The organism is Paludibacter sp. (assembly GCF_009712605.1).
Lineage (GTDB): Bacteria > Bacteroidota > Bacteroidia > Bacteroidales > Paludibacteraceae > Microbacter.
In genome coordinates this window covers 405,816-428,461 of record NZ_WASO01000014.1, presented here as the reverse complement: position 1 = coordinate 428,461, position 22,646 = coordinate 405,816, and the positions used below count along the sequence as shown (strand labels likewise).

The following is a 22,646-nucleotide window of genomic DNA, read 5'->3' as shown; positions in this document are numbered from 1 at the left end:
ATTTATTGTAGTATTAATCTCGGGTTCAAATACTTGACAACTCAATTTTGGCGCAATAACTTTGCATTGTATTTGTAAAAATTACCCTAAAATCATCTATATGAAAAAAGCTACTTCTCTTCTTTTACTCTTCTTATTTGTCTTATTCTCCTCTTTTAAAAATACACCAGCCAGAACTGTTTCAAGAATTGAACATCGAGCAGATTCAATTATGAAACTAATGACGCTGGACGAAAAGATAGGACAACTCAATTTGCCGGGAGCCGGGGATTTTGTAACAGGTCAGGCACAAAATTCTGATATTGGTGGTAAAGTTAAACAAGGATTAGTTGGCGGATTGTTCAACATCAAATCGGTTGCTAAGATTAAAGCTATGCAAAAAGTAGCCGTAGAACAAAGCCGTTTGCATATTCCTCTTATTTTCGGGATGGATGTTATCCACGGTTACGAAACCACATTTCCTATTCCTCTCGCATTATCCTGCACATGGAACCTGCCGATGATAGAAAAAACGGCACGCATTGCAGCAATTGAAGCCAGTGCAGATGGTATATGCTGGACTTTTTCTCCAATGGTGGATATTGCCCGTGATCCTCGCTGGGGACGTATTGCCGAAGGTTCCGGAGAAGATCCCTATCTCGGCTCTTTGATTGCAAAAGCAATGGTAAATGGATATCAGGGAGATCTCTCTCATAACAATAACATAATGGCATGCGTAAAACATTATGCGTTGTATGGTGCAGCCGAAGCCGGACGCGATTACAACACGGTGGATATGAGCAAACGCAGAATGTACGAAGATTATTTACCTCCTTACAAAGCCGCTATTGATGCCGGTTGCGGATCTGTAATGGTTTCTTTCAACGAAATTGACGGGATTCCCGCTACAGGCAACAAATGGTTACTGACAGACGTGTTGCGCAAACAATGGGGCTTTAAAGGTTTTGTAGTTACAGATTATACAGGTATTTCCGAAATGACAGCTCATGGAATGGGAGATTTGCAGGCGGTATCTGCTTTGGCTTTGAAGGCCGGAGTTGACATGGATATGGTAAGTGAAGGCTTCCTGAAAACATTGAAACAATCACTTCGTGAAGGAAAAATAACACAAAAAGAGATTGACGACGCGTGTAAATCAGTATTGATAGCAAAATTAAAGCTGGGACTGTTTGAAGATCCCTATAAATATTGTAATGAAAATCGTGCTAAAACGGAGATTTTCACGCCGACTAATTTGGATTTTGCCCGCAAAACAGCCGCAGAAAGCTTCGTCTTGCTAAAGAATCAGGCCAATTTATTGCCTTTAAAGAAGAACGGAACTATTGCTTTAATCGGTCCGTTGGGCAATAACAGAGAAAATATGTGCGGCACATGGTCTGTCGCTGCCGATTTTTCCAAGCCTGCAACCCTTTATGAAACAATGAAGGCGGCAGTAGGTGATAAAGCTAAAATCGTGTATGCACGAGGATCCAATATTTTTGCCGACGAAGAAATGGAAAAAAGAGTCAGCGTGTTTGGCAAAACAACGAATCGTGATAGCCGCCCGGTTAAAGAAATTTTGGATGAAGCGCTGAAAGTAGCTTCACAAGCCGATGTTGTAGTGGCAGCTATAGGTGAATCGTCTGAAATGAGCGGCGAGTGTGCAAGCCGGTCTGATATTTCTATTCCGGACACACAGAAAGAGCTTCTCAAAGCTTTGGCTCAAACGGGTAAGCCGGTTGTATTGGTGCTGTTTACCGGACGCCCGCTCACATTGGGTTGGGAAAATGAAAATATTCCGGCCATACTGAATGTTTGGTTTGGAGGAACAATGGCCGCCGATGCCATTTCTGATGTCTTGTTCGGAGACGTTAATCCGAGCGGAAAACTGACTGCCACATTTCCACGCAATGTGGGTCAAATTCCTATTTATTACGCACATAAACCGACCGGCAGACCGGAACATGAAGAAGACCAATTTGAAAAATTCCGTTCTGTTTATTTGGATGTTCCCAATTCGCCACTCTATCCTTTTGGATACGGACTTAGTTACACTACGTTCGATTATTCCACTCCGGTGCTTTCATCATCAAAATTACACGCAAATGGCAGCATCACCGTTAGCTGTCAGGTTACAAATACAGGCAAAAAAGACGGTGCAGAAGTAGTTCAAATGTATTTGCACGATTTAGCAGGCAGCGTTACACGGCCGGTAAAAGAGCTGAAAGGTTTTGAAAAGATCTTCCTGAAAGCAGGAGAAACCAAAACCGTCAATTTTACCATAAAACCGGAAATGCTAGCCTTCTATCGTGCAGATATGACTTTTGGCACGGAACCCGGAGAATTTGAGGTGTATGTAGGCGGAAACTCCAGAGATGTAAAGAAAACGATGTTTACACTTGAACAGTAAAAGCTTATTGCTATGATTCGGTTATTAATTCTTTTATTAGCAACTGCCTGTATGCCGTTGTTATCTGCTCAGCAATATGTTGTTCCGGAATCGCTGCAGGCTACAGGTTATGATGCGCACGTTGAAATAACGTATGCCAATCTGCCCGGTTTTACTTACGAAATTTATCTTTCGACGGATAATGGGTCTCATTTTCAGAAACGGGCAGAAACTAACGCTGGATTTTACCTCGATTTTCTGGGTAAATCTGTCGGAGAAAGAAATTTGGTGTACAGAATTGTTCCCAAAGGAATGAACTTGATGGACAAAGCTGCTGCAAAGTTCCAATGCAAGGCAACGACCCATAAATTTACTGATGACCAGCTGATTGATATGGTACAACGCTATACCACTCGCTATTTCTTCGATCTGGCTCATCCGGATTGCGGATTAGCGCGTGAGCGAAGCAATGATAATCATGGAGATATAGTGACGACAGGTGGTACCGGTTTCGGGATTATGGCATTGGTGGCAGGCGCTCAGCGTAATTATTTTCCACGGGAACAAGCCCTAAATAAAATCGATCAGATTGTTTCTTTCCTCGAAAGAGTCGATCGTTTTCATGGAGCTTGGGCGCACTGGTACAATGGCAACACAGGTAAGGTGTTCAATTTTAGCCAGTATGACGATGGAGGAGATCTCGTCGAGACAGCCTTCCTAACACAGGGCTTGCTTACTGCACGTCAATATTTCAAAAACGGAAATGATCAGGAAAAAGCACTATCGTCGCGTATCACAAAACTGTGGGAAGAAATAGACTGGAATTGGTATACGGACGGCACAGACTCGCTTTACTGGCACTGGTCAAAAAATTATGGCTTCAAAATGCGTCATCGGATCAAGGGCTTCGATGAAACCCTGATTACGTATGTATTGGCTGCATCTTCACCTTCACACCCGATTCGTTCCGAAGTGTTTAATTGCTGGAGAACCTCGCCATATTATCAAAATGGCAAAAGCTATTTTGGAATACCGCTGTCGTTGGGCATGGAATACGGAGGCCCATTGTTTTTTACCCATTACTCTTTCCTTGGACTTAATCCCAAAGGGCTATACAATCAGGATGCCAATATCTGGGAACGAAACAGAAATCATGTTTTGATTCACCGTGCTTATGCATTAGCAAACCCGAAGAAATACAAAGGCTACGAAGCCGATAGTTGGGGATTTACTTCTTCTGACGATCCGTTGGTTGGGTATACTTCGCATCATCCGGGCACACCTGATGAAAATGGCACTGTTTCGCCAACAGCAGCGCTTTCGTCCTTGCCTTATGCTCCACAGGAAGTGCTGCCTGTATTCCGTCATTTCTATTACGATTTAGGTAACCAATTATTAGGCAAATATGGATTTTATGATGCTTTTAACCTGAACATGGTAACAGGCCAACAGGTAGTTCGTTCTTATCTGGCAATCGATCAGGGACCGATTGCTGTGATGATAGAGAACTACAGAAGCGGCTTACTCTGGACTCTCTTTATGCAAAATGAAGAGATTGGTAACGGACTAATGAAATTGGGATTTCAGTACAAATGAAGGATTGATACTGAGATGTCATAAGTTAAGAAGATAGATATTTATGTATTAATTAACACAAAATCAAACCTATGAAAAAGAAGATTTATCTCTTTTTGATGCTATTCGGATCGTTTACCACGTATCTGATGGCACAGACCAATGTGTCTGGAATTGTGAAAGATGCCGATACAAAGGAAGCACTAATTGGAGTTAGTGTTGTTGTTAAAGGCACTACTTCGGGCACCATTACCGATATTGATGGGAAATTTTCCTTGTCGGTTGCACAAGGGAAAACATTAGTTCTCTCATATATTGGGTATGAATCTCAGGAAGTTATTGTAAAAGGTGGAAGTTATACTATTAATTTGAAATCAGCATCCCAAAAACTGAACGAAGTAGTAGTAATAGGTTACGGTACAAGTAAAGCAAAAGACCTGACAGCCCCAATTGCGGTTGTAAAATCAGAGGATTTGATAAAGCGGACTACCTCTTCGCCCATGAATGCGTTGCAGGGTAGTGCAGCCGGTGTGCAGGTAGTAACTGTAGGCTCTCCGGGATCGTCTCCTACGGTTCGTATCCGTGGTGTCGGTTCTCTGAACAATGAAGGTCCGTTGTATGTTGTTGACGGCATGTTCTTTGACAATATCGACTTTTTGAGTAGCAACGATATTGAAGATATGTCTATCTTGAAAGATGCCTCAGCAGCAGCCATTTATGGTGTTAAGGCCGCAAACGGTGTGGTATTGATCACGACCAAAAAAGGAAAACTGAATACACCTACCAAAATCACTTATGACGGATATGTGGGATTACAAACGCCGGTTCATATGCTGAAAATGGCAAACGGAAGCGAGTATGCTGCTATGGAAATAGCCAAACAAACTTCTTCCGATCTGGCGCATGTTACATTGTCTGCACAAAAATTTGGAGGTAGTGGTACTAATCCAACAACTAATACAGACTGGTATAATGAAATCTTGAAAAAATCAGCTCTGACACATAGTCATAATGTTAGCATAGCCGGGGGCAGTGAAAAGGCTACCTATAATGTCGGAATGAGTTATTTGGATCAGGATGGAGTTATGATTTCAAAGAACAACTACAAGCGCTTCAATATTTTAGCTCAGACCGATTTTCAGGCTTATAACTGGTTGAAAGTAGGGTATAAGGTAATTTTATCGAATTCTACGTTGTTCTCGCCTAATAATGCTGCATTCTCGTATGCTTATTATTCATCACCTTTATTTCCGGTATATGATCCGGCTAACACCACAGCAACTCCCACCGCTTATGCTTCTTCAACAAGCATTGGCTTTGCCAATGGTGCATTTTCGAATGCGGTTGCTGCTGCCAACTATTATTACGACAAAACTACCAGCTGGCAGGTAATGCCTACAGTGTATGCTGAAGTTTCGCTGATTAAAGACAAATTGACTTTCAAAACACAACTGAGCGAAAAATACACATCGAATCTTGAATTGAATTATACACCTGCCTATTTCGTTGATAATTATCAGAAATCATCGGATAGTAAGCTCTCCTTGCTTGCCGAAACAAAGGACAACTGGAATAATTATATTGTAGATAACCTGTTGACTTACAAGGAGGCTTTCAATCAACACCATATTACTGCAATGGTGGGACAATCTATCAGAGATGAACGTTGGAGACAACTCAAAGGAACTGCTCCTGATGTACCGGGTCCGCAGGAAGAATACCTCTATCTCGCATTGAGCCAAGCCGCTGCTACAAGTGCTACAGTTACAGATAACGGCTCTGATTTTCATGGTTTTTCATGGTTTGGCCGGGCAACTTACGATTATGCTTCCAAATATCTGCTTTCGGCAACTTTCCGAGCCGACGGAAGCTCTAAGTTCCAGCAGCATTGGGGATATTTTCCGTCAGTAGGTGCAGGCTGGATTATTTCCGAAGAGAGCTTTATGAAACAACAACATTTTCTGGATTATCTGAAAGCCCGTGTAAGCTGGGGTATGCTCGGAAATGATGGAGTTCCCAACAATATTAACTTCGCTACAACAACTACCAATAACGGTGTTTATGGAAGTACTGCAACTGCCGATGGTGCATATGTTCCTGGATATATTATTGATGCCATTTTCAGCAAATATATGAAATGGGAAGTGGTAAAAGAGTTGGATGCCGGAATCGATTTTTCAACTTTGGGTCAGAGATTAACAGGAACTTTGGATTATTATCACCGTGTTACCGACAATCTGGCATTCAACAAACAATTGCCGATGACCAACAAACAAGTGTATGGTAACTGGGGTAAAGTGTTGAATCAGGGGGTTGAAGTAACGTTGAACTGGGCAGATAAGATTGGTAATTTCGGCTATCATATTGGTGCTAACCTTACTACTGTTAAAAATAGTGTGCAGGATTTAGGCGGATTGGCATACATGATGACCGGTGTTGCTGAATTTCCTACCCGCATGGAAGTCGGAAAGCCTATCAATTATTTCTACGGATACCAGGTGATTGGTGTATACCAAAATCAATCTCAAATTGATGCTGATCCAATTGCTAAAGCAAATGGTCTGACTCCCGGTGATTTCAAATACAAAGACCAGAATGGCGACGGAGTGCTTGATGCGAGTGATCGTGTAAATCTTGGTAATTATCTGCCTAAAGTGACTTATGGTGCCAATTTAGGATGTAACTACAAGAACTTTGAGGTGAATGTGATGCTACAGGGACAGGCCGGAAATAAAATTCTGAACATGAACCGTGCTCGTCGTCTTTGGTACAGCGATATGAATGGCGATGCCAAATTGGTGACTAATTTATGGTCGGGCGATGGTTCTACCAACAGTTATCCTTCGGCATACGGAACTACCAAGGCATGGAACAATGCCGCCAGTTCATTCTTTGTTGAAAACGGATCATATCTGCGTATTCAGAATATCCAACTGGCCTATACCTTCAAGCTTTCGAACCAACAGGGAGCTCCGCAAATGCGTTTGTCACTTACGGCTGACAGACCTTTAATATTCACAAAATATAGCGGATTTACACCCGAAATTACCGGAGCAATTAATGATCTGAGAAATTTAGGTTATGATAATCAGGTTTATCCTGCATCAGCTACTTATAGTATTGGATGGAGACTTATTTTCTAAACCATTAAAATCTAAATTATTATGAAACGATTAATATATCTTTTTTTACTTCTGGTGGGAGTAATTGCAAGTAGCTGTTCCAATTATCTGGATAAACTGCCCGAGAACAAGTATAATAACATGAACATAGACTACACCAACCTGTCGAATATGTACGAACCGGTTTCTGGCGTTTACAGAACGGCATGTGGAGAAAATCCCGGGCTGGTGCACTGGATGGACTTCGGTATTCGCGGCGTGAGAGGCGATGATTTGGATAAAGGCTCGTCGGCCAGCGATCAGTCTACACTAACCGATATTAAATATTTCCACAATTCCTATGCATCCGTACAGACATTCTGGGGTACAAACAATTGTTGGAATGACTATTATGGGCTTGTTATCTATACCAATAATGCATTGGCCGAATTGGCAAAATTTGCAGCAAATATTTCGACTAGCGATGCAACGAACCTAAAATTGTACAATCAATATCAGGCTGAAGTTCGGTTTATTCGTGCGTTTGCCCATTTGACTATTTCAAGAATTTTTGGGAATGTGCCCATCTTGACGGATAACTCTACCTTGTCGGGCATTGGTAAGAGTTCGTTTGCCGATGTTCGCAAGTTCATTATGAGTGAAATGGATTTTTGTATTGCCAATCTGGAGGATGCACGTCCTAATCAATCTGCTCATGTTGGTGCTGTTACCAAGTATTCCGCTTTATTGCTGAAGGCCAAAGCCGCTGCAGACCTTGCAGGCAGCGATAATGCCAATGCAAACTGGGATATTGTGCTGGATTGTACCAATCAGATTATCAATAGCTCAAAATTTTCCTTGTATTCCGATTTCTACCAATTATTCAAGAAGCCGGGTAAATTATGCAACGAATCGCTCTTTGAACTGCAATTCAGCGATTTCGGAACCGGATCAGGAACCAATGTTGAACCCGGAGCTTTCTGGGCATTCCAGGGTCCTCGCGGAGATCAGAGAGGTAGTGCAATATCAGGTTGGGGATTTATGACACCATCACAGGCAATTGTTGATTTCTTTAATACCCGCCAAGATAGCATTCGTAGTAAAACTACCATCATGTCCTGTGGCGCTGATGGAAACTCGTACGTTATGACTCCAAGCGGTGACAAGATATGGGGAAATTCCGATGGTCTGAAGTATTTCAACGGGAAGGCATATCTGCCAAGTTCACAAATGAATGCAGGAAGAACCGATTATGGTTCCAACAACAATGTAAGAGTTTTGCGTTATGCCGATGCTCTGTTGTTGAATGCGGAAGCTAAAATTCGTAAAGGACAAAATGGAGATGTGCCATTGAATTTGGTAAGAAATCGTGCAAAGCTGGCATCCATTACAAATGCTACGTTGCAAAACGTTTTGGATGAACGTCGTGCTGAATTTGCCTGCGAATGGTGGGGCGAACGTTATAACGATTTGCTTCGCACCGGACAAGCTGCTACGGCACTCTCTGCATTTGGATTTACGTCAGGAACAAGTGATTATATTCCAATTCCACAGACGCAGATCGACCTTGACCAGAATCTTAAATAAATGCTGTTTTTATTGCCGTCAACTCTTATTATCACGAAGGTTGACGGCCATGAAACAAACCTTAATTTTATAATGTAACAACATGAAAAATCTATTATTTATATGTTTCATTGCGGCTGGTTTTATATTGGCAACAAGTTGTACTACAACGAACAATAGAGAACTTAATATGCCATCTATAACTACCGTAGCTGCAACAATAACTGCCGGACAGGTGAGTGCCGGAGGAAATATTCCAACGGATGGAGGCTCTATTATTACTGAAGCCGGCATTTGCTACGATACTATCTCGAATGTTACAATAGCTAAAAACAAAACTGTTGTTGCTCATACATTTGGAGGTCCTTTTTCTGCTGTACTGGATAAAGCTAAAATGGGTAAAACGTACTATTATAGAGCTTATGCTACTAATGCAATCGGCACAACCTATGGGTCTGAAATGTCGATTTATGTTCCTATAGCAATTAATGGTTTCACAAAATCTTCTCAGGTAGCACCCTCAAATCTTGTTGGCTATTGGGCATTTGAAAATAGTTATATTGATAGCGTTTCCAATACTGTTGGTACGGGAGTAAACACAACTTTTGTGCCCGGAGTGAAAGGCAAAGCGATGCAAGGTGGTGCTAACGGATATATGATTTCCAATATGACTACCGCTGTGAAAAATCTACAGAGTTTCACGATCTCATTCTGGTTGTATACCAGCAATACAAACAATGGATTGATTACCCCAATATGTTTTTCACGTTCTGATCAGTTCTGGGGAGCATTTGAAATGTTCTATGAAAATGGAGGAAGAACAGCCACCACCGCCAACTTAAAGGTACACGTTAATGCTCAAAGCGAGGCTTGGTTTACTAATGGATGGATTACGAATCCATGGGATACCTGGGTGCCTATTGAATTAACCTACGATGCCGCAACTTCGACATTTACTCTGTATCAGAATGGAGTCTCTGTTGCTACTACTATTGCCTCTGGTTTGGGTAATTTGGTATTTCCAGCAACAGCGACAAACATCATTTTTGGAACTGAACAATTTCAGTGTACACCAAGTTTGGGTACAGCAGGCGGTCCTCAAGGTTGGGCAAGCTACTTAACGGGCAAATTGGATCAGGTAAGAATCTACAATAAAGCATTAAGTGTGTTAGAACTACAGGCTCTTGCAGGTTTGGAAAAATATGGTTTGTAGTTTTTGATTAATATGGTTTTAGAATGAGAAATGGGTACATAAAGTTTGTACCCATTTCTTGTTTCTTCAATATGATTTTGACAATTTTCGTAATACCCGGTAGCAATTTAACGGCTATCCGGCATTAAAAACCTAAAAAATGAAGTGTTTGAAACTTTTCATATTCATTGGTATTGTTGCAATTTGGGGAATGCACTCAGAAGCTCAAACCAAAACAGTCAAAGGGCAGATAACCGAGTATAAAATACCCGTTGTCAAGACATATCAAATAAAAGGTGTAGTGACAGACAGCACAGGCGCTCCATTGTCCGGAGCACAGATTATGGTTAAACACGGGGTAGTTTCCGCTTCCAGTGATGCCCAAGGCCGTTTCACAATGATGGTCAGCCCGGATGACAAGGCGCTGATTTGCTATTTTCCGGGAATGAAATTTACAGAGGCTCCCATCTCACCGACTACCAAAACGATCACCGTTCGCATGTTGCCTGATAACCAAAATCATTCTATCACGCGTCAGCAATCACAGGCAACTCTTTGGTTCGACCCGAATAACGATCGTCCGAAAACGTATTGCAACCCGGTAAATATCGACTATAACTTCGAATATTTCAATCACAGCAACAATAAAGGCATTTCGTGCCGATCTACCGCCGATCCGATGATTGTGCCGTACAAAGGAAAATATTATCTTTTTTCAACCAACCAGTCAGGTTATTACATTTCGGATGATTTGACAAAATGGAAATATATCTTTGCCGGTTTTCAATGCAAACCCAATGACGATGATCAGTGCGCTCCCGCGGTGGAGGTCTTTGGTGATACATTGATTATGCTTGGTTCTACGTACAAAGATTTGCCGGTTTGGTACACCACTCATCCTGACGACGGCCGGTGGAAGCATCTGGCAGAAACGGCTCTTTTGCCTCACTGGGATCCTGATCTTTTTCTCGACGATGATGGTCGGCTGTATCTTTATTACGGTTCGAGCAACGAATTCCCAACGAAAGGTGTTGAATACGATCGTGCATCATTTCGTCCCAAAAGTGTCATTCACGATTTGATACTGTTGCATCCCGAGCTTCACGGATGGGAGCGTTTCGGAATGAACAATGACGATTCTCTAACGTTGAAACCCTTTGTTGAAGGTTCGTTTATGACAAAACACGATGGGAAATATTATCTTCAGTATGGAGCTCCCGGTACCGAATTCAAAGTGTATGCCGATGGTGTTTATGTGTCGGATAAACCATTAGGGCCATTCGTGTACCAGCAGCACAATCCGTTTTCATACAAGCCCGGAGGTTTTGTGTTGGGAGCCGGGCACGGTGGCACTTTCAAAGATAATTACGGAAACTACTGGCACATAGCTACCTGCATGTTATCACTTAGAGAAACTTTTGAACGTCGTATCGGACTCTATCCGGCAGGTTTCGATAAGGAAGGTACTTTATTTGCCAATACGGCGTTCGGCGATTATCCGACCACGATTCCACTTGCTTCCGAAGATCATGCGAAAGGCAACTTTACCGGTTGGATGTTGCTTTCGTTGCACAAAAAGGTGTGGGCATCGTCTTCGGACAGTATTTACCTGCCCGAAAACGCAGCTGATGAGAACATGCGGACGTATTGGGCTGCCGCCACCGGCAACCCAGGAGAGTGGTTTGCTATGGATTTAGGCGCTGAAAAACAGGTTAATGCCATTCAGGTGAATTATTATGAACACAAAGCAAACCAATGTGGTAAAGCAATGGATGTGTATCATCAGTACAAAATCTATGCATCGCTTGATGGTAAGGATTGGCAATTGGTTGTGGACAAAAGCAATAATGATCTTGACGTTCCTCATGACTATGCGGAGCTAAAGCAGCCCTTGACAACACGTTACCTGAAAATTGAAAACGTCCATTCGGCAAGCGGCAATTTTGCGTTGATGGATTTCCGGGTATTCGGCAAATCGGAAGGACAAACACCTGCCGGAGTCAGTAAATTTGTAGTTGTAAGAGACAAGAAAGATGCCCGTAATGCAGCGATAACGTGGCAAGCTGTAGCCGAAGCATACGGTTACAATATTCGTTTCGGAACAGCTCCCGACAAGCTTTACAATTGCATTACAGTTTATGATGCAACGTCTTACGACATGAGAGGCCTGGATAAAAATACAACCTATTGGTGCGCAATTGAAGCGTTAGGCGAGAGTGGGGTATCACCGTTGTCAAAACCGGTTAAATGCCAATGAATATGAGAAAATTGAGCTTTTTATTAGCCATTATCATTATTGTTGCATCATGTGGCAAAAATAATGAACCTGTTGTGCCGGATGTTACCTCTTTGTCTGTTGTTAGTGTGCAGGTAAACGGCACAGCACTAACCAATAACGGAAATTTCCATGGCGTTGCAGCTGGTGTTCAGGTTGCAAAGATTGTATTCAACAATACAGTCGATCCCGGTTCCATCGTTACCTCTGGCTTGTCGTTTGGAGGTACAATTGGTTCAAATTATAAGGCTACGCAAGGTGATAATAAACAGACTATTGTATTAACATCGACTGCTTCGGCAACACCATTGACTTCGTTTACATTTTCAATAAATACAGGTGTTAATCTTGGGGGCAAGATCGTAACCGGTTTCTCGTCTCAATACATGACTGCCATTGATAGTACTGCAAAATTTCCAACCCTTTCGGATAATGATTTGTTGACATTGATACAGCAAAAAACCTTGAGTTATTTTACCGATTATGCTCATCCGGTGTCGGGTATGGCACGTGAGCGGCTTGGTTCGGGTGAAACTGTGACCACCGGCGGTTCCGGGTTCGGATTAATGGCAATACTGGTGGGTATCGAGAGAGGTTTTCTTACCCGTTCCGATGGTTTTTCCCGCATCAATAAAGTGGTTAATTTTCTCAATACACAGGCCGATAAATTCCATGGCGCGTTTCCGCATTGGATGAACGGAACGACCGGAAAGGTAATTCCGTTCAGTACGAAAGATGATGGGGGAGACTTGGTAGAAACCGCGTTTATGATGCAGGGATTGTTGACTGTTCGGGAGTATTTCAAAAACGGTAGTCCGGGCGAACAAAACATGTGCGATACCATTCAGAAACTGTGGCAAAATGTGGAATGGGACTGGTATCGCCAAAACGGGCAGAACGTTCTTTACTGGCACTGGTCGCCCGATTACGGTTGGGCCATGAATATGCCGATTGCAGGCTATAATGAGGCTTTGATAGTATATGTTTTAGCAGCTTCGTCTCCTACTCATTCAATAACTAAAGAGGTTTATACCAACGGTTGGGCTAAAAATGGCGGAATTGTGAACGGTAAAACATTCGAAGGGGTGACTTTACCGCTGGGAAGCGACTACGGAGGCCCGTTGTTCTTTGCTCAGTACTCTTTTTTAGGGCTCGATCCGCGGAACCTGAGAGACCAATATGCCTCTTACTGGCAGCAAAATACGGCTCATGCCAAAATTAATAATTTGTATTGCATTCGTAATCCGGGAGGCTATTACGGCTATAGCGCAGATTCTTGGGGATTGACGGCAAGTGATATTCCAAACGGATATTCGGCAAGTTCGCCCACCAATGACCTGGGTGTGGTTGCACCAACAGCAGCCCTTTCGTCCATGCCTTACACGCCTAACGAAAGCCTTCGTGCAGCACGTTTTTTCTATTATATGTTGGGCGACAAACTCTGGAGCAATTACGGCTTTTATGATGCATTTTCGCTCAATACTCCGTGGTTTTCAAACTCATATCTGGCAATCGACGAAGGACCTATTGTTGTGATGATAGAAAATTATCGTACTCAGTTACTGTGGCACCTTTTCATGCAAAATAGTGATATTCAGCAAGGCTTAACAAAGCTGGGCTTTACGTATTAATGTTTGGTTTGTAGTGTTTTTGACAGATAATCGCTCAATACCCTGAAGCGGAAAAAAGCAAGGCCAACAAAACAAATTACGGCGCAACAAAGAAATGCAAGCGACAAGGATGTGTGCTCGGATATGAAGCCTATCAGGATCATACCGGCACCCATTCCGAGGTCGAGCGCCGTGTAAAGTGTTGAGTTAGCTGCTCCGCGGTGAGCCGGTTCGGCAACATTATTTACCATCGTTTGAAAAACCGGGAAAACCACTCCGTTACCAAAGCCGATCAGAATGGCCGATATGAAATATCCGAACGGATTTTTTAGTAATGCCAATACTGCAAATCCGAGAATATCAAGCAGAAGGCAAAATGTAAGAATAACGGCAGGTCCGCTTTTGTCAAACGTCTTGCCAACGGTAATTCGCGAAATGGCTATTCCGGCAGCAAAAACCAGAAAAAACAGAGAGGTATCCTGTACCCCGATTTCCTTACCGTAAAGGGCCACAAACGATAATAAACCTCCGTAAGCAGTCATGATAATCAATAAATTAATTGAAGGTAATACCGCTCTCGGTTCAAAGAGATTGTGCAGGTTAAAGCTCATATTGGCCGCATGAGGTATATTTTGTGGTATTTTGACAATGCCGGCACAAACAATTGCGATAATTGATATGACAAGCATTCCGGCAAACATAATCAGGTAACTTCCGTGATGTACCAGCAACAATCCGATTACCGGTCCTACGGACATGCCGAGGGTAGTAGAAAGCGTATAAAAGCCGATACCTTCGCCTCTTTTTTCATTGGGAATAATGTCAACGGCGACGGTTGACCCGGAAATGGTGGAAATTCCCCAACCGAGCCCTTGCATGAAGCGAAGCACCGTGATCAATGCAATGGAAAGAGCAAACATGTAGCCGATAAACAGTGCTGAATAGAGCGTTAATGCACTAACGAGTATCATCTTTCTCCCGAATTTATCAAGAGCAAAGCCAGACACGGGACGAACCGTTACCGAAGCGATGGTATAGGCAGCCAGCACAAGTCCTATGGCGCTTTTGTCGGCATGAAGACTGTCGGCTAAATAAACCGGAAGGGTGGAAATGAGCGAATAATAAGTAATACACAGCAGGAAATTCGACAGGGTCAACAAAATGAAGTCCCTGTTCCATAATGTTTTATACATCTTTTTTGCTTCTTAATCTGAGTTTGCAAAGTTACAGGTCTTATGAACAGAGTGTTATTGAACAAGAATATAATTAGCGTTTTTTTAATTTAGAACCGGATGGCTCCAAATTACCAAAATGATTTATATTTGTATCATTATTTAGTCCTGATCAATAATGGTGTCGAAAGAAAAAATCAGGCAATATTTCAACCTTAATCACCATGCGTTATATTCCATTGTGCAAACAAATCACCGCACTCTGTTTTCTATGTCTTATCTTTCTTCCGCTCTCCGCAGACGGTGCAGAATTTGCCCCGGTAGTCACCAATTTTACTAAAAAGGAGTACAAAGCGGCCAATCAGAACTGGACTGTGGCACAGGATGCTCACGGGTTTCTCTATTTCGGCAACAATAATGGTTTACTGCGTTACGACGGTGCCTCTTGGGAACTTTTTCAGGTGCCCGGCAATCGTGTGGTTCGCTCCGTATTGCCTGCTGCCGACGGGCGTATTTATGTGGGTTCGTTTGAAGAGTTTGGGTATTTTCAGCCGCTTGCTACAGGCGAATTGCGTTACCATTCCTTATCGCAACAACTTCGCAATTACAAAATGCAAAATGATGAAATATGGACAATTATCTCGTGTCAGGGTAAAATCTATTTTCAATCGTTTGCTTCTTTTTTTGTTTTTGATGGCAAACAGGTAACAGGCCATCATATGTCAGGTACCTTCCTGTTTTTCAATCAGTATCGTAATCACATATATTCGCATGTCGATGGGAGTAGTCTTTGCCGCTATGATCCGGCGAAAAACAAATTTCATCCTGTAATAGAAGGAGAACGGCCGAAGTCGTCAATAACGGCGGTATTGCCTTACGATGCCACAAAAACACTGTTGGTAACAACTCATGACGGACTTTTTATTCTGGAGGGAAGTAGATGTAAAAAGTTTGAAAGCCAGGCTAATGAATTCCTGATCAAAGCCAATGCCAACAGGGCGATTGTCACCAAAGATTCGGTATTTGTTATCGGTACGATTCTGGATGGGGTAGTGGCGGTCAACAAAGCGGGCAAAATATTGTGGAAACTCAATAGTACCAACTTTTTACAAAACAATACGATTCTTGGAATGTATTGCGATAGAGCCAATAACATATGGCTGGCATTGGATAAGGGGATCGCGTTTGTACGTACAGGTAGCAGGGTGAAATATGTTACATCGTTTCAACCTTCTATCGGAGCCATTTACGGACTTGATAAGTATGGCCCGGATATTTACATCGGTACCAATCAGGGGCTTTATACAGGGAAAATCGGCAGCTTGCGTGAAGACGATAAGAATGTGAATGTTTCGCTCGTTCCCCGCATCAAAGGTCAGGTGTGGGATTTGAAACGTTTTGGCAATCAGCTCTTTTGTTGCAATAATGAAGAGACTTATTGCTTGACTGGCAATAGCATTAGTATTGCAGCTCCGGTGCATGGTGGAGTTTGCATTAAACAGGGAGTTATCAACGGGCAGGAAGTGTTGGTACAGGGCACTTACACGCAACTTTGTATCTACCGGAAAGATGCCAGAGGACAATGGGTGTTTAGCAATGTAGTGGATAACTTCATCAATCCGATCCGTTATCTGGAGATCGATTATCAGGGAACCATCTGGGCTGCCCATTTCCATGAAGGCTTGTATCGCATTGTGCTCGATCGTGACTTACGGCATATCCGGGAGATGAAGAATTACACCTCACTCGGAGGTAGAACCCACACTTCAATTAATGTATTCAAAGTAGCTAACAGAGTGGTTTTTACAAATGGAGACAGATTTTATACCTTCAATGACCTGACCAAAGAAATCATCCCGTTCCGGGCATTGAATGCTGGCTTGCGTAGTTTTGCTTCTTCGTACCGTATTGAGCCTTTCCGCGATAATACCTATTGGTTTATCCGTGACGATATGGCGGCTTTGGTACAGGTGGAAAATGAAAAGGTGAAAATATTGGACGTGGTAAATTACAGTTCTTTTCCTAATGAAAATGTGGATAAAAACCAGTGCATTGTCCCGTTTTCGGATTCGCAGTGCATGATTTGCCTTGAAAACGGACTCGCATTCTACAACCTTAACGAACACCAGTCCAAATGCGGAATCCCTTTCAAATTGTGTTTGAAAAGCGTTACGGCTTATCGTGCTGACAATTCGGCAGTACAATCAGTTGCATTAAATGAACCGGAAGCTTTGCCGTTTGCATTCAATAGTCTTCAGTTTACCATAGCGTATCCCAATTACGGCAAAATTGAAAATGTTCGATTCCGTTACAAATTAGATGGTTGGGATAAAAAATGGACGGATCTTAAAAATTCGGTTGTACAGGAATACGTTCGTCTGCCATACGGAAAGTATTGTTTCAGAGCCGAAGTTGTTGCTTCTACCGGCGAAGTGATAGACAGATTGGCATACGATCTGGAAATCTTACCTCCGTTTTATCTGAGCGTGTGGGCCAAAATCATTTATTTTCTGTTACTCGTGGTTGCTGTAAGGGCTATTTATCTGTTAATCAAAAAAGAGCAGGCAAAAAAACGAGATAAAATCGAGCAAAAGCACATAGAACTCCGCCGTCAGGAAAAAGAGAAAAGCGAGCAACAAATCATGAAACTGGAAAAGGAGAAATTGGAAACCGAGGTGATGTTGAAGAGCAAAGAGCTGGCTGGATCCACCATGTCTATTATCAAGAAAAACGATATTCTGGTTCGTATAAAAGAAGAACTGACTCTTCAGAAAGAGCATCTGGGAAGCCAGTATCCGAAAAAGTATTACGATAAGATAGTTCATATTATTGATGAGAATCTATCGTCGGAAGATGATTGGGCCGTTTTTCAATCTAATTTCGATCGTATCCATGAGAACTTCTTCCGGAATCTGCATAGCCGTTATCCTGAGCTAACATCCAACGACTTACGCTTATGCGCCTACCTGCGCCTGAATTTATCGTCCAAAGATATTGCCAACCTGATGAATATCTCGCTTAAAGGCGTGGAAGCCGGACGTTATCGATTGCGTAAAAAACTGAATATTAGTGCCGAGAAAAACCTGACTGAATTTATGATAGAACTTAAATGATTTGAATGTCTTTTCATTGTTCTGAAGAGGGTTGTTTTTTAACTAAAATGTCTCCCGCTTCCTGAAAAAAGAGTATCTTTGTGGCTAAAATTTCAAAATGGCCTCATTCCAAGAGAACTATTTCATATAGACAATGCTTGGCACGCCATTTGTAATTAACATGAACATATAAAAACACATAAACCTCCAATAAATCATGGGATTTAATGAAATCTTAAGTAAAATGTTCGGCAATAAGTCGCAACGCGATTTGCGCGAAGTAATGCCGTACGTAGAAAAAATCAAATCAGCTTACGAAGAAATATCCAAATTAAGCAACGATCAGGTACGTCAACATACAGAGGCTATCAAGCAAAAGATTGCAGACTACATAGCTAATGAAACCAATCGTATTGCTGAATTAAAAGATAACATCGAAAACGAGCCACTCGAAAATCGTGAGAAAATCTATGAAGAAGTAGATAAGCTCGAAAAGAAAGCACTGGAAAAGCTGGAAGAAGTTTTATTGGAGGTACTTCCCGAAGCATTCGCCATCATGAAAGATACGGCTCGTCGCTTCAACGAAAATACAGAAATAGAGGTTACTGCCAATGATTTTGATCGTCAATTGGCTACAAAAACCGATTTTGTACGTATTGAAGGCGATAAAGCTTATTTTGCCAACGAATGGATGGCAGGCGGCAACAAGATGAAATGGGACATGGTTCACTACGATGTACAGCTCATTGGTGGTGTCGCTCTTCATAAAGGTAAAATTGCCGAAATGGCTACCGGTGAAGGTAAAACTCTTGTGGCTACACTTCCTGTATTTTTGAATGCGCTGGCCGGACGTGGCGTTCACGTGGTAACAGTGAACGATTATCTTGCCAAACGTGACTCGGAATGGATGGGCCCGATTTATATGTATCATGGTCTTAGTGTTGACTGTATTGATAAACACGAACCAAACTCCGATGACCGTCGCAACGCATATCTGGCGGATATTACTTTCGGTACCAACAACGAATTCGGCTTCGATTATCTGCGTGATAATATGGCAAATAGCCCGCTTGATCTTGTACAACGTGTACACCATTATGCGATTGTCGATGAAGTTGACTCCGTGTTGATTGACGATGCCCGTACTCCTCTTATTATATCCGGTCCGGTTCCCAAGGGAGATGATCAGATGTTTGAAGAGTTGTTGCCGAAAGTAGAGCGTTTGTACAATGTTCAGAAGACATTGACTACAAAACTTTTGGCTGAAGCTCGTAACCTGATGAAGTCAAATGACGACAAACAACGCAAAGAAGGAGCTTTACTTCTTTTCCGTGTTCAAAAGGGTTTGCCGAAAAATAAAGCTTTGATCAAATTCCTGAGCGAACAGGGTGTTAAGGCTGAAATGCTGAAAACTGAGGCATTCTACATGCAGGATAATAACCGCGAAATGCACGTGGTAACTGATCCTCTTTATTTTGTTATCGACGAAAAAAACAACAGTGTCGAGTTGACTGATAAAGGTCTCGACCTGATAACAGGCGATTCGGATGACCCGAAATTCTTTGTATTGCCCAATATTGCGGAACAACTTTCAGACCTCGAACGCAAAAATCTTTCTCCTGAAGACAAACAGGCTGAAAAAGATGAAATCATACAGAACTATTCGGTAAAACAGGAACGAGTTCACACTATTCATCAGTTGTTGAAAGCTTATACGTTGTTTGAAAAAGATGACGAGTATGTGGTTATCAACGGTCAGGTGAAAATTGTGGATGAACAAACCGGTCGTATCATGGAAGGTCGTCGTTATTCTGATGGTTTGCACCAGGCACTCGAAGCCAAAGAGCGTGTAGCTGTAGAAGCAGCCACTCAGACTTTCGCTACCATTACCTTACAGAATTACTTCCGTATGTACCACAAGCTTGCAGGTATGACTGGTACTGCAGAAACGGAAGCTGGTGAATTGTGGGACATCTACAAGTTGGATGTGATGGTAATTCCTACCAACAGACCAATAGTTCGTGATGATATGAACGATCGCGTTTATAAGACAAAACGAGAAAAATATAATGCTGTTATTGAGGAAATAGTGAACCTCGTCAATGCAGGACGTCCTGTTTTGGTGGGAACAACTTCCGTGGAAATCTCCGAATTGTTGAGTCGTATGCTTACGCTGCGGAAAATTCCTCACAACGTATTGAATGCGAAGTTACACCAGCGTGAAGCTGACATTGTAGCTCAGGCCGGTCAGAGCGGAACGGTAACCATAGCAACCAACATGGCTGGTCGTGGTACCGACATCAAGCTTTCGAAAGCTGTTAAGGATGCCGGTGGTTTGGCCATCGTAGGTACCGAACGTCACGAAAGCCGCCGCGTCGACCGTCAGTTGCGTGGTCGTGCCGGACGTCAGGGGGATCCGGGATCTTCCGTATTTTATGTGTCATTGGAAGACGAACTGATGCGTTTGTTTGGATCGGAACGTATTTCAGGCATTATGGACCGACTTGGTTTTGAAGATGGAGAAATGATTGAACACTCCATGATTTCAAAATCAATTGAACGTGCGCAGAAAAAAGTTGAAGAAAATAACTTCGGTATCCGTAAACGTTTGCTGGAATACGACGACGTGATGAATTCACAACGTACAGTAATCTATACCCGTCGTCACCATGCGCTCATGGGCGAACGTATCGGAATGGATATTGTGAATGTACTGTATGATACGGCTCAGGCAATTGTAGAACAGTATCACTCTATGCTCGACTACGAAGGCTTATCGCTGGAAGTAATGAGCGTATTTGCAATTGACCTGCCATTTGATGAAGCAGAATTTCGTTCAATGAAATTGGACGAAGCTGTTGATACGATTTTTGAAAATGCACTGGCATCTTTCAAACGCAAAATGGACAAACTGGCTTCGGTGGCTTACCCGGTTATCAAACAGGTACTCGAAACTCATGGAGATGCCTACGAAAATATCCTGATTCCTTTGACGGATGGCAAGCGTATGTACAATATTCCGGTCAACCTCAAGAAAGCGTATGAAACAGAGGGTAAGGAAGTAATCAAAGCGTTTGAAAAAGCTGTCCTATTGTTAGTTATCGACGACGAATGGAAAGAGCATCTTCGTGAAATGGATGATCTTCGCGATTCAGTTCAGAACGCCAGCTACGAACAAAAAGATCCGCTTTTGATCTATAAACTGGAATCATTTACCATGTTTAAGAAAATGGTAGAGATGATGAATCGCCGTGCTACCAGCGTATTGATGCGTGGTCAGATTCCGGTACGTGAACCGGAACAGGTGCACAAAGCAGATGAAGAACGTCGTTCTGACTACAGCCGTTATCAGACCTCAAAACCGGAAACAAGCCGCCCGGAGGGAGATCCTGCTCACCATGATACCCGCGAACCGCAACCCAAACAACAACCGATTCGTGTTGAAAAAAAGGTAGGTCGTAATGATCCATGTCCTTGTGGTAGCGGCAAAAAATACAAAAACTGTCACGGACACGAAGAATAGAAGAAGAATGGCGAAGAAAGTATTTGTTACCGGTTGTTATGACCTGCTACATAGCGGACATGTCGCTTTTTTTAAGGAAGCCGCAGAATTCGGGGATCTGTATGTTGGTTTAGGCTCTGATAGAACCATTCGGGAGTTGAAAGGTAGAGACACCGTAAATAGCGATCAGGAACGTCTCTATATGGTCAAATCCATCCGGTATGTGAAAGATGCATGGATTAATTCCGGTAGCGGAATTATGGATTTTGAGAAAGATATTCGCAAGAATGTGCCTGATGTCTTTGTTGTGAATGAAGACGGGCACTCTCCGGCCAAAGAGGTTCTTTGTAATGAGCTGGGTATTGAATACCAAATCCTGAAAAGAATTCCTGATGCCGGATTGCCTACACGTAGCACAACGTCCATTCGTACCGGAGTTCAGAGCCATCTTCCTTACAGAATTGATCTGGCCGGCACATGGATAGATCAGCCTTACGTATCGAAATTCAATCCCGGTTGGGCAATTACGCTTTCACTTGAACCAACGATCGAATTCAACGAACGTTGCGGAATGAGCACATCAACCCGTAACGCGTTGCGGAAAATATGGCCATATGAATTACCGGCGATGCATCCGGAAAAACTTGCTCAACTGGCTTTCCGCAATGAAAATGAACCTGGACGTTCTGAAATCTCAGGGGCTCAGGATTCTATTGGCATCTGTATGCCAGGTTTGGTGCGTCATTATTACGACAACTGCTATTGGCCTCAAAAATTGGAATCGTGTTTGGATGATTCTATCCTTGACTGGCTGGAACAACATATTTCATTACGCCTGTTATGGCCCCGTCCGGCAGGTCTTGATCTTTTGAAAGAAACGTATATCAATACAGAAAATGTAAAAGCTCTGACTGAAGCGGCTGAAGGTTGTTGGAATGCCATTCAACAGAAGGATTTGGAGAAATTCGCTCATTTTGTCAAGAAATCATTTGAAGCGCAGATTCGGATGTTTCCGGCAATGATGCCAACTGACGTAAAAGAGGTGATGGAACAATACAAGGATTGTTCTCTGGCCCGCAAACTGGCCGGCGCCGGTGGTGGTGGTTATATGATCTTAGTTACCGATCAGCCGTTGGATGATACGATCAGCATATCAGTGCGTCGCCAAAGCTTTAATATGTAATAGAATTAAA

Annotated in this window: 11 protein-coding genes; 10 read left to right on the top strand and 1 reads right to left on the bottom strand. The window is 42.6% G+C overall.

Annotated elements, in window-relative coordinates; translation table 11 throughout:
• Nucleotides 1-100 precede the first annotated feature (100 nt).
• From bglX to F8N35_RS12030, 7 genes are all read left to right on the top strand, one after another.
• A complete protein-coding gene (gene bglX / locus F8N35_RS12060) occupies nucleotides 101-2,389 on the top strand; it encodes a beta-glucosidase BglX (protein WP_293053327.1) in 2,289 nt (762 codons plus the stop codon).
• Nucleotides 2,390-2,401: 12 nt separating this feature from the next.
• Nucleotides 2,402-3,964 carry a glucoamylase family protein gene (locus tag F8N35_RS12055; RefSeq protein WP_293053325.1) on the top strand — a complete coding sequence of 521 codons (1,563 nt, stop codon included), beginning with the start codon at nucleotides 2,402-2,404 and terminating at the stop codon, nucleotides 3,962-3,964.
• A gap of 71 nt (nucleotides 3,965-4,035) precedes the next feature.
• Nucleotides 4,036-7,086, top strand: coding sequence for a TonB-dependent receptor (locus F8N35_RS12050; RefSeq protein ID WP_293053323.1), 3,051 nt, complete (start codon nucleotides 4,036-4,038; stop codon nucleotides 7,084-7,086).
• Nucleotides 7,087-7,107: 21 nt separating this feature from the next.
• A complete protein-coding gene (locus tag F8N35_RS12045) occupies nucleotides 7,108-8,631 on the top strand; it encodes a RagB/SusD family nutrient uptake outer membrane protein (RefSeq protein ID WP_293053321.1) in 1,524 nt (507 codons plus the stop codon).
• A 169-nt stretch (nucleotides 8,632-8,800) separates the two neighbouring features.
• On the top strand, nucleotides 8,801-9,823 hold the full coding sequence (locus F8N35_RS12040; RefSeq protein ID WP_293053319.1) for a LamG domain-containing protein: 1,023 nt from the start codon (nucleotides 8,801-8,803) through the stop codon (nucleotides 9,821-9,823).
• A 139-nt stretch (nucleotides 9,824-9,962) separates the two neighbouring features.
• The gene (locus F8N35_RS12035; protein ID WP_293053317.1) at nucleotides 9,963-12,059 is read left to right on the top strand and encodes a discoidin domain-containing protein; all 2,097 of its coding nucleotides are present in this window, start codon (nucleotides 9,963-9,965) and stop codon (nucleotides 12,057-12,059) included.
• Between the two features lie 2 nt (nucleotides 12,060-12,061).
• A complete protein-coding gene (locus tag F8N35_RS12030; RefSeq protein WP_293053315.1) occupies nucleotides 12,062-13,708 on the top strand; it encodes a glucoamylase family protein in 1,647 nt (548 codons plus the stop codon).
• Here F8N35_RS12030 and F8N35_RS12025 read toward each other — a convergent pair.
• Nucleotides 13,705-14,880 carry an MFS transporter gene (locus F8N35_RS12025; protein WP_293053314.1) on the bottom strand — a complete coding sequence of 392 codons (1,176 nt, stop codon included), beginning with the start codon at nucleotides 14,878-14,880 and terminating at the stop codon, nucleotides 13,705-13,707. The genes F8N35_RS12030 and F8N35_RS12025 overlap by 4 nt on opposite strands.
• Before the next feature lie 203 nt (nucleotides 14,881-15,083).
• On the opposite strand from F8N35_RS12025, the gene F8N35_RS12020 reads away from it, so the two are divergent.
• The 3 genes from F8N35_RS12020 to F8N35_RS12010 all read left to right on the top strand — a co-directional run bounded on the left by F8N35_RS12020 (nucleotide 15,084) and on the right by F8N35_RS12010 (nucleotide 22,636).
• Nucleotides 15,084-17,972, top strand: coding sequence for a triple tyrosine motif-containing protein (locus tag F8N35_RS12020; protein ID WP_293053313.1), 2,889 nt, complete (start codon nucleotides 15,084-15,086; stop codon nucleotides 17,970-17,972).
• Nucleotides 17,973-18,168: 196 nt separating this feature from the next.
• Entirely contained in the window at nucleotides 18,169-21,474 is a 3,306-nt protein-coding gene (secA, locus tag F8N35_RS12015) for a preprotein translocase subunit SecA (RefSeq protein ID WP_293053311.1), read from the top strand.
• 7 nt (nucleotides 21,475-21,481) lie between these two features.
• Nucleotides 21,482-22,636 carry an adenylyltransferase/cytidyltransferase family protein gene (locus tag F8N35_RS12010; protein ID WP_293053309.1) on the top strand — a complete coding sequence of 385 codons (1,155 nt, stop codon included), beginning with the start codon at nucleotides 21,482-21,484 and terminating at the stop codon, nucleotides 22,634-22,636.
• Nucleotides 22,637-22,646 lie beyond the last annotated feature (10 nt).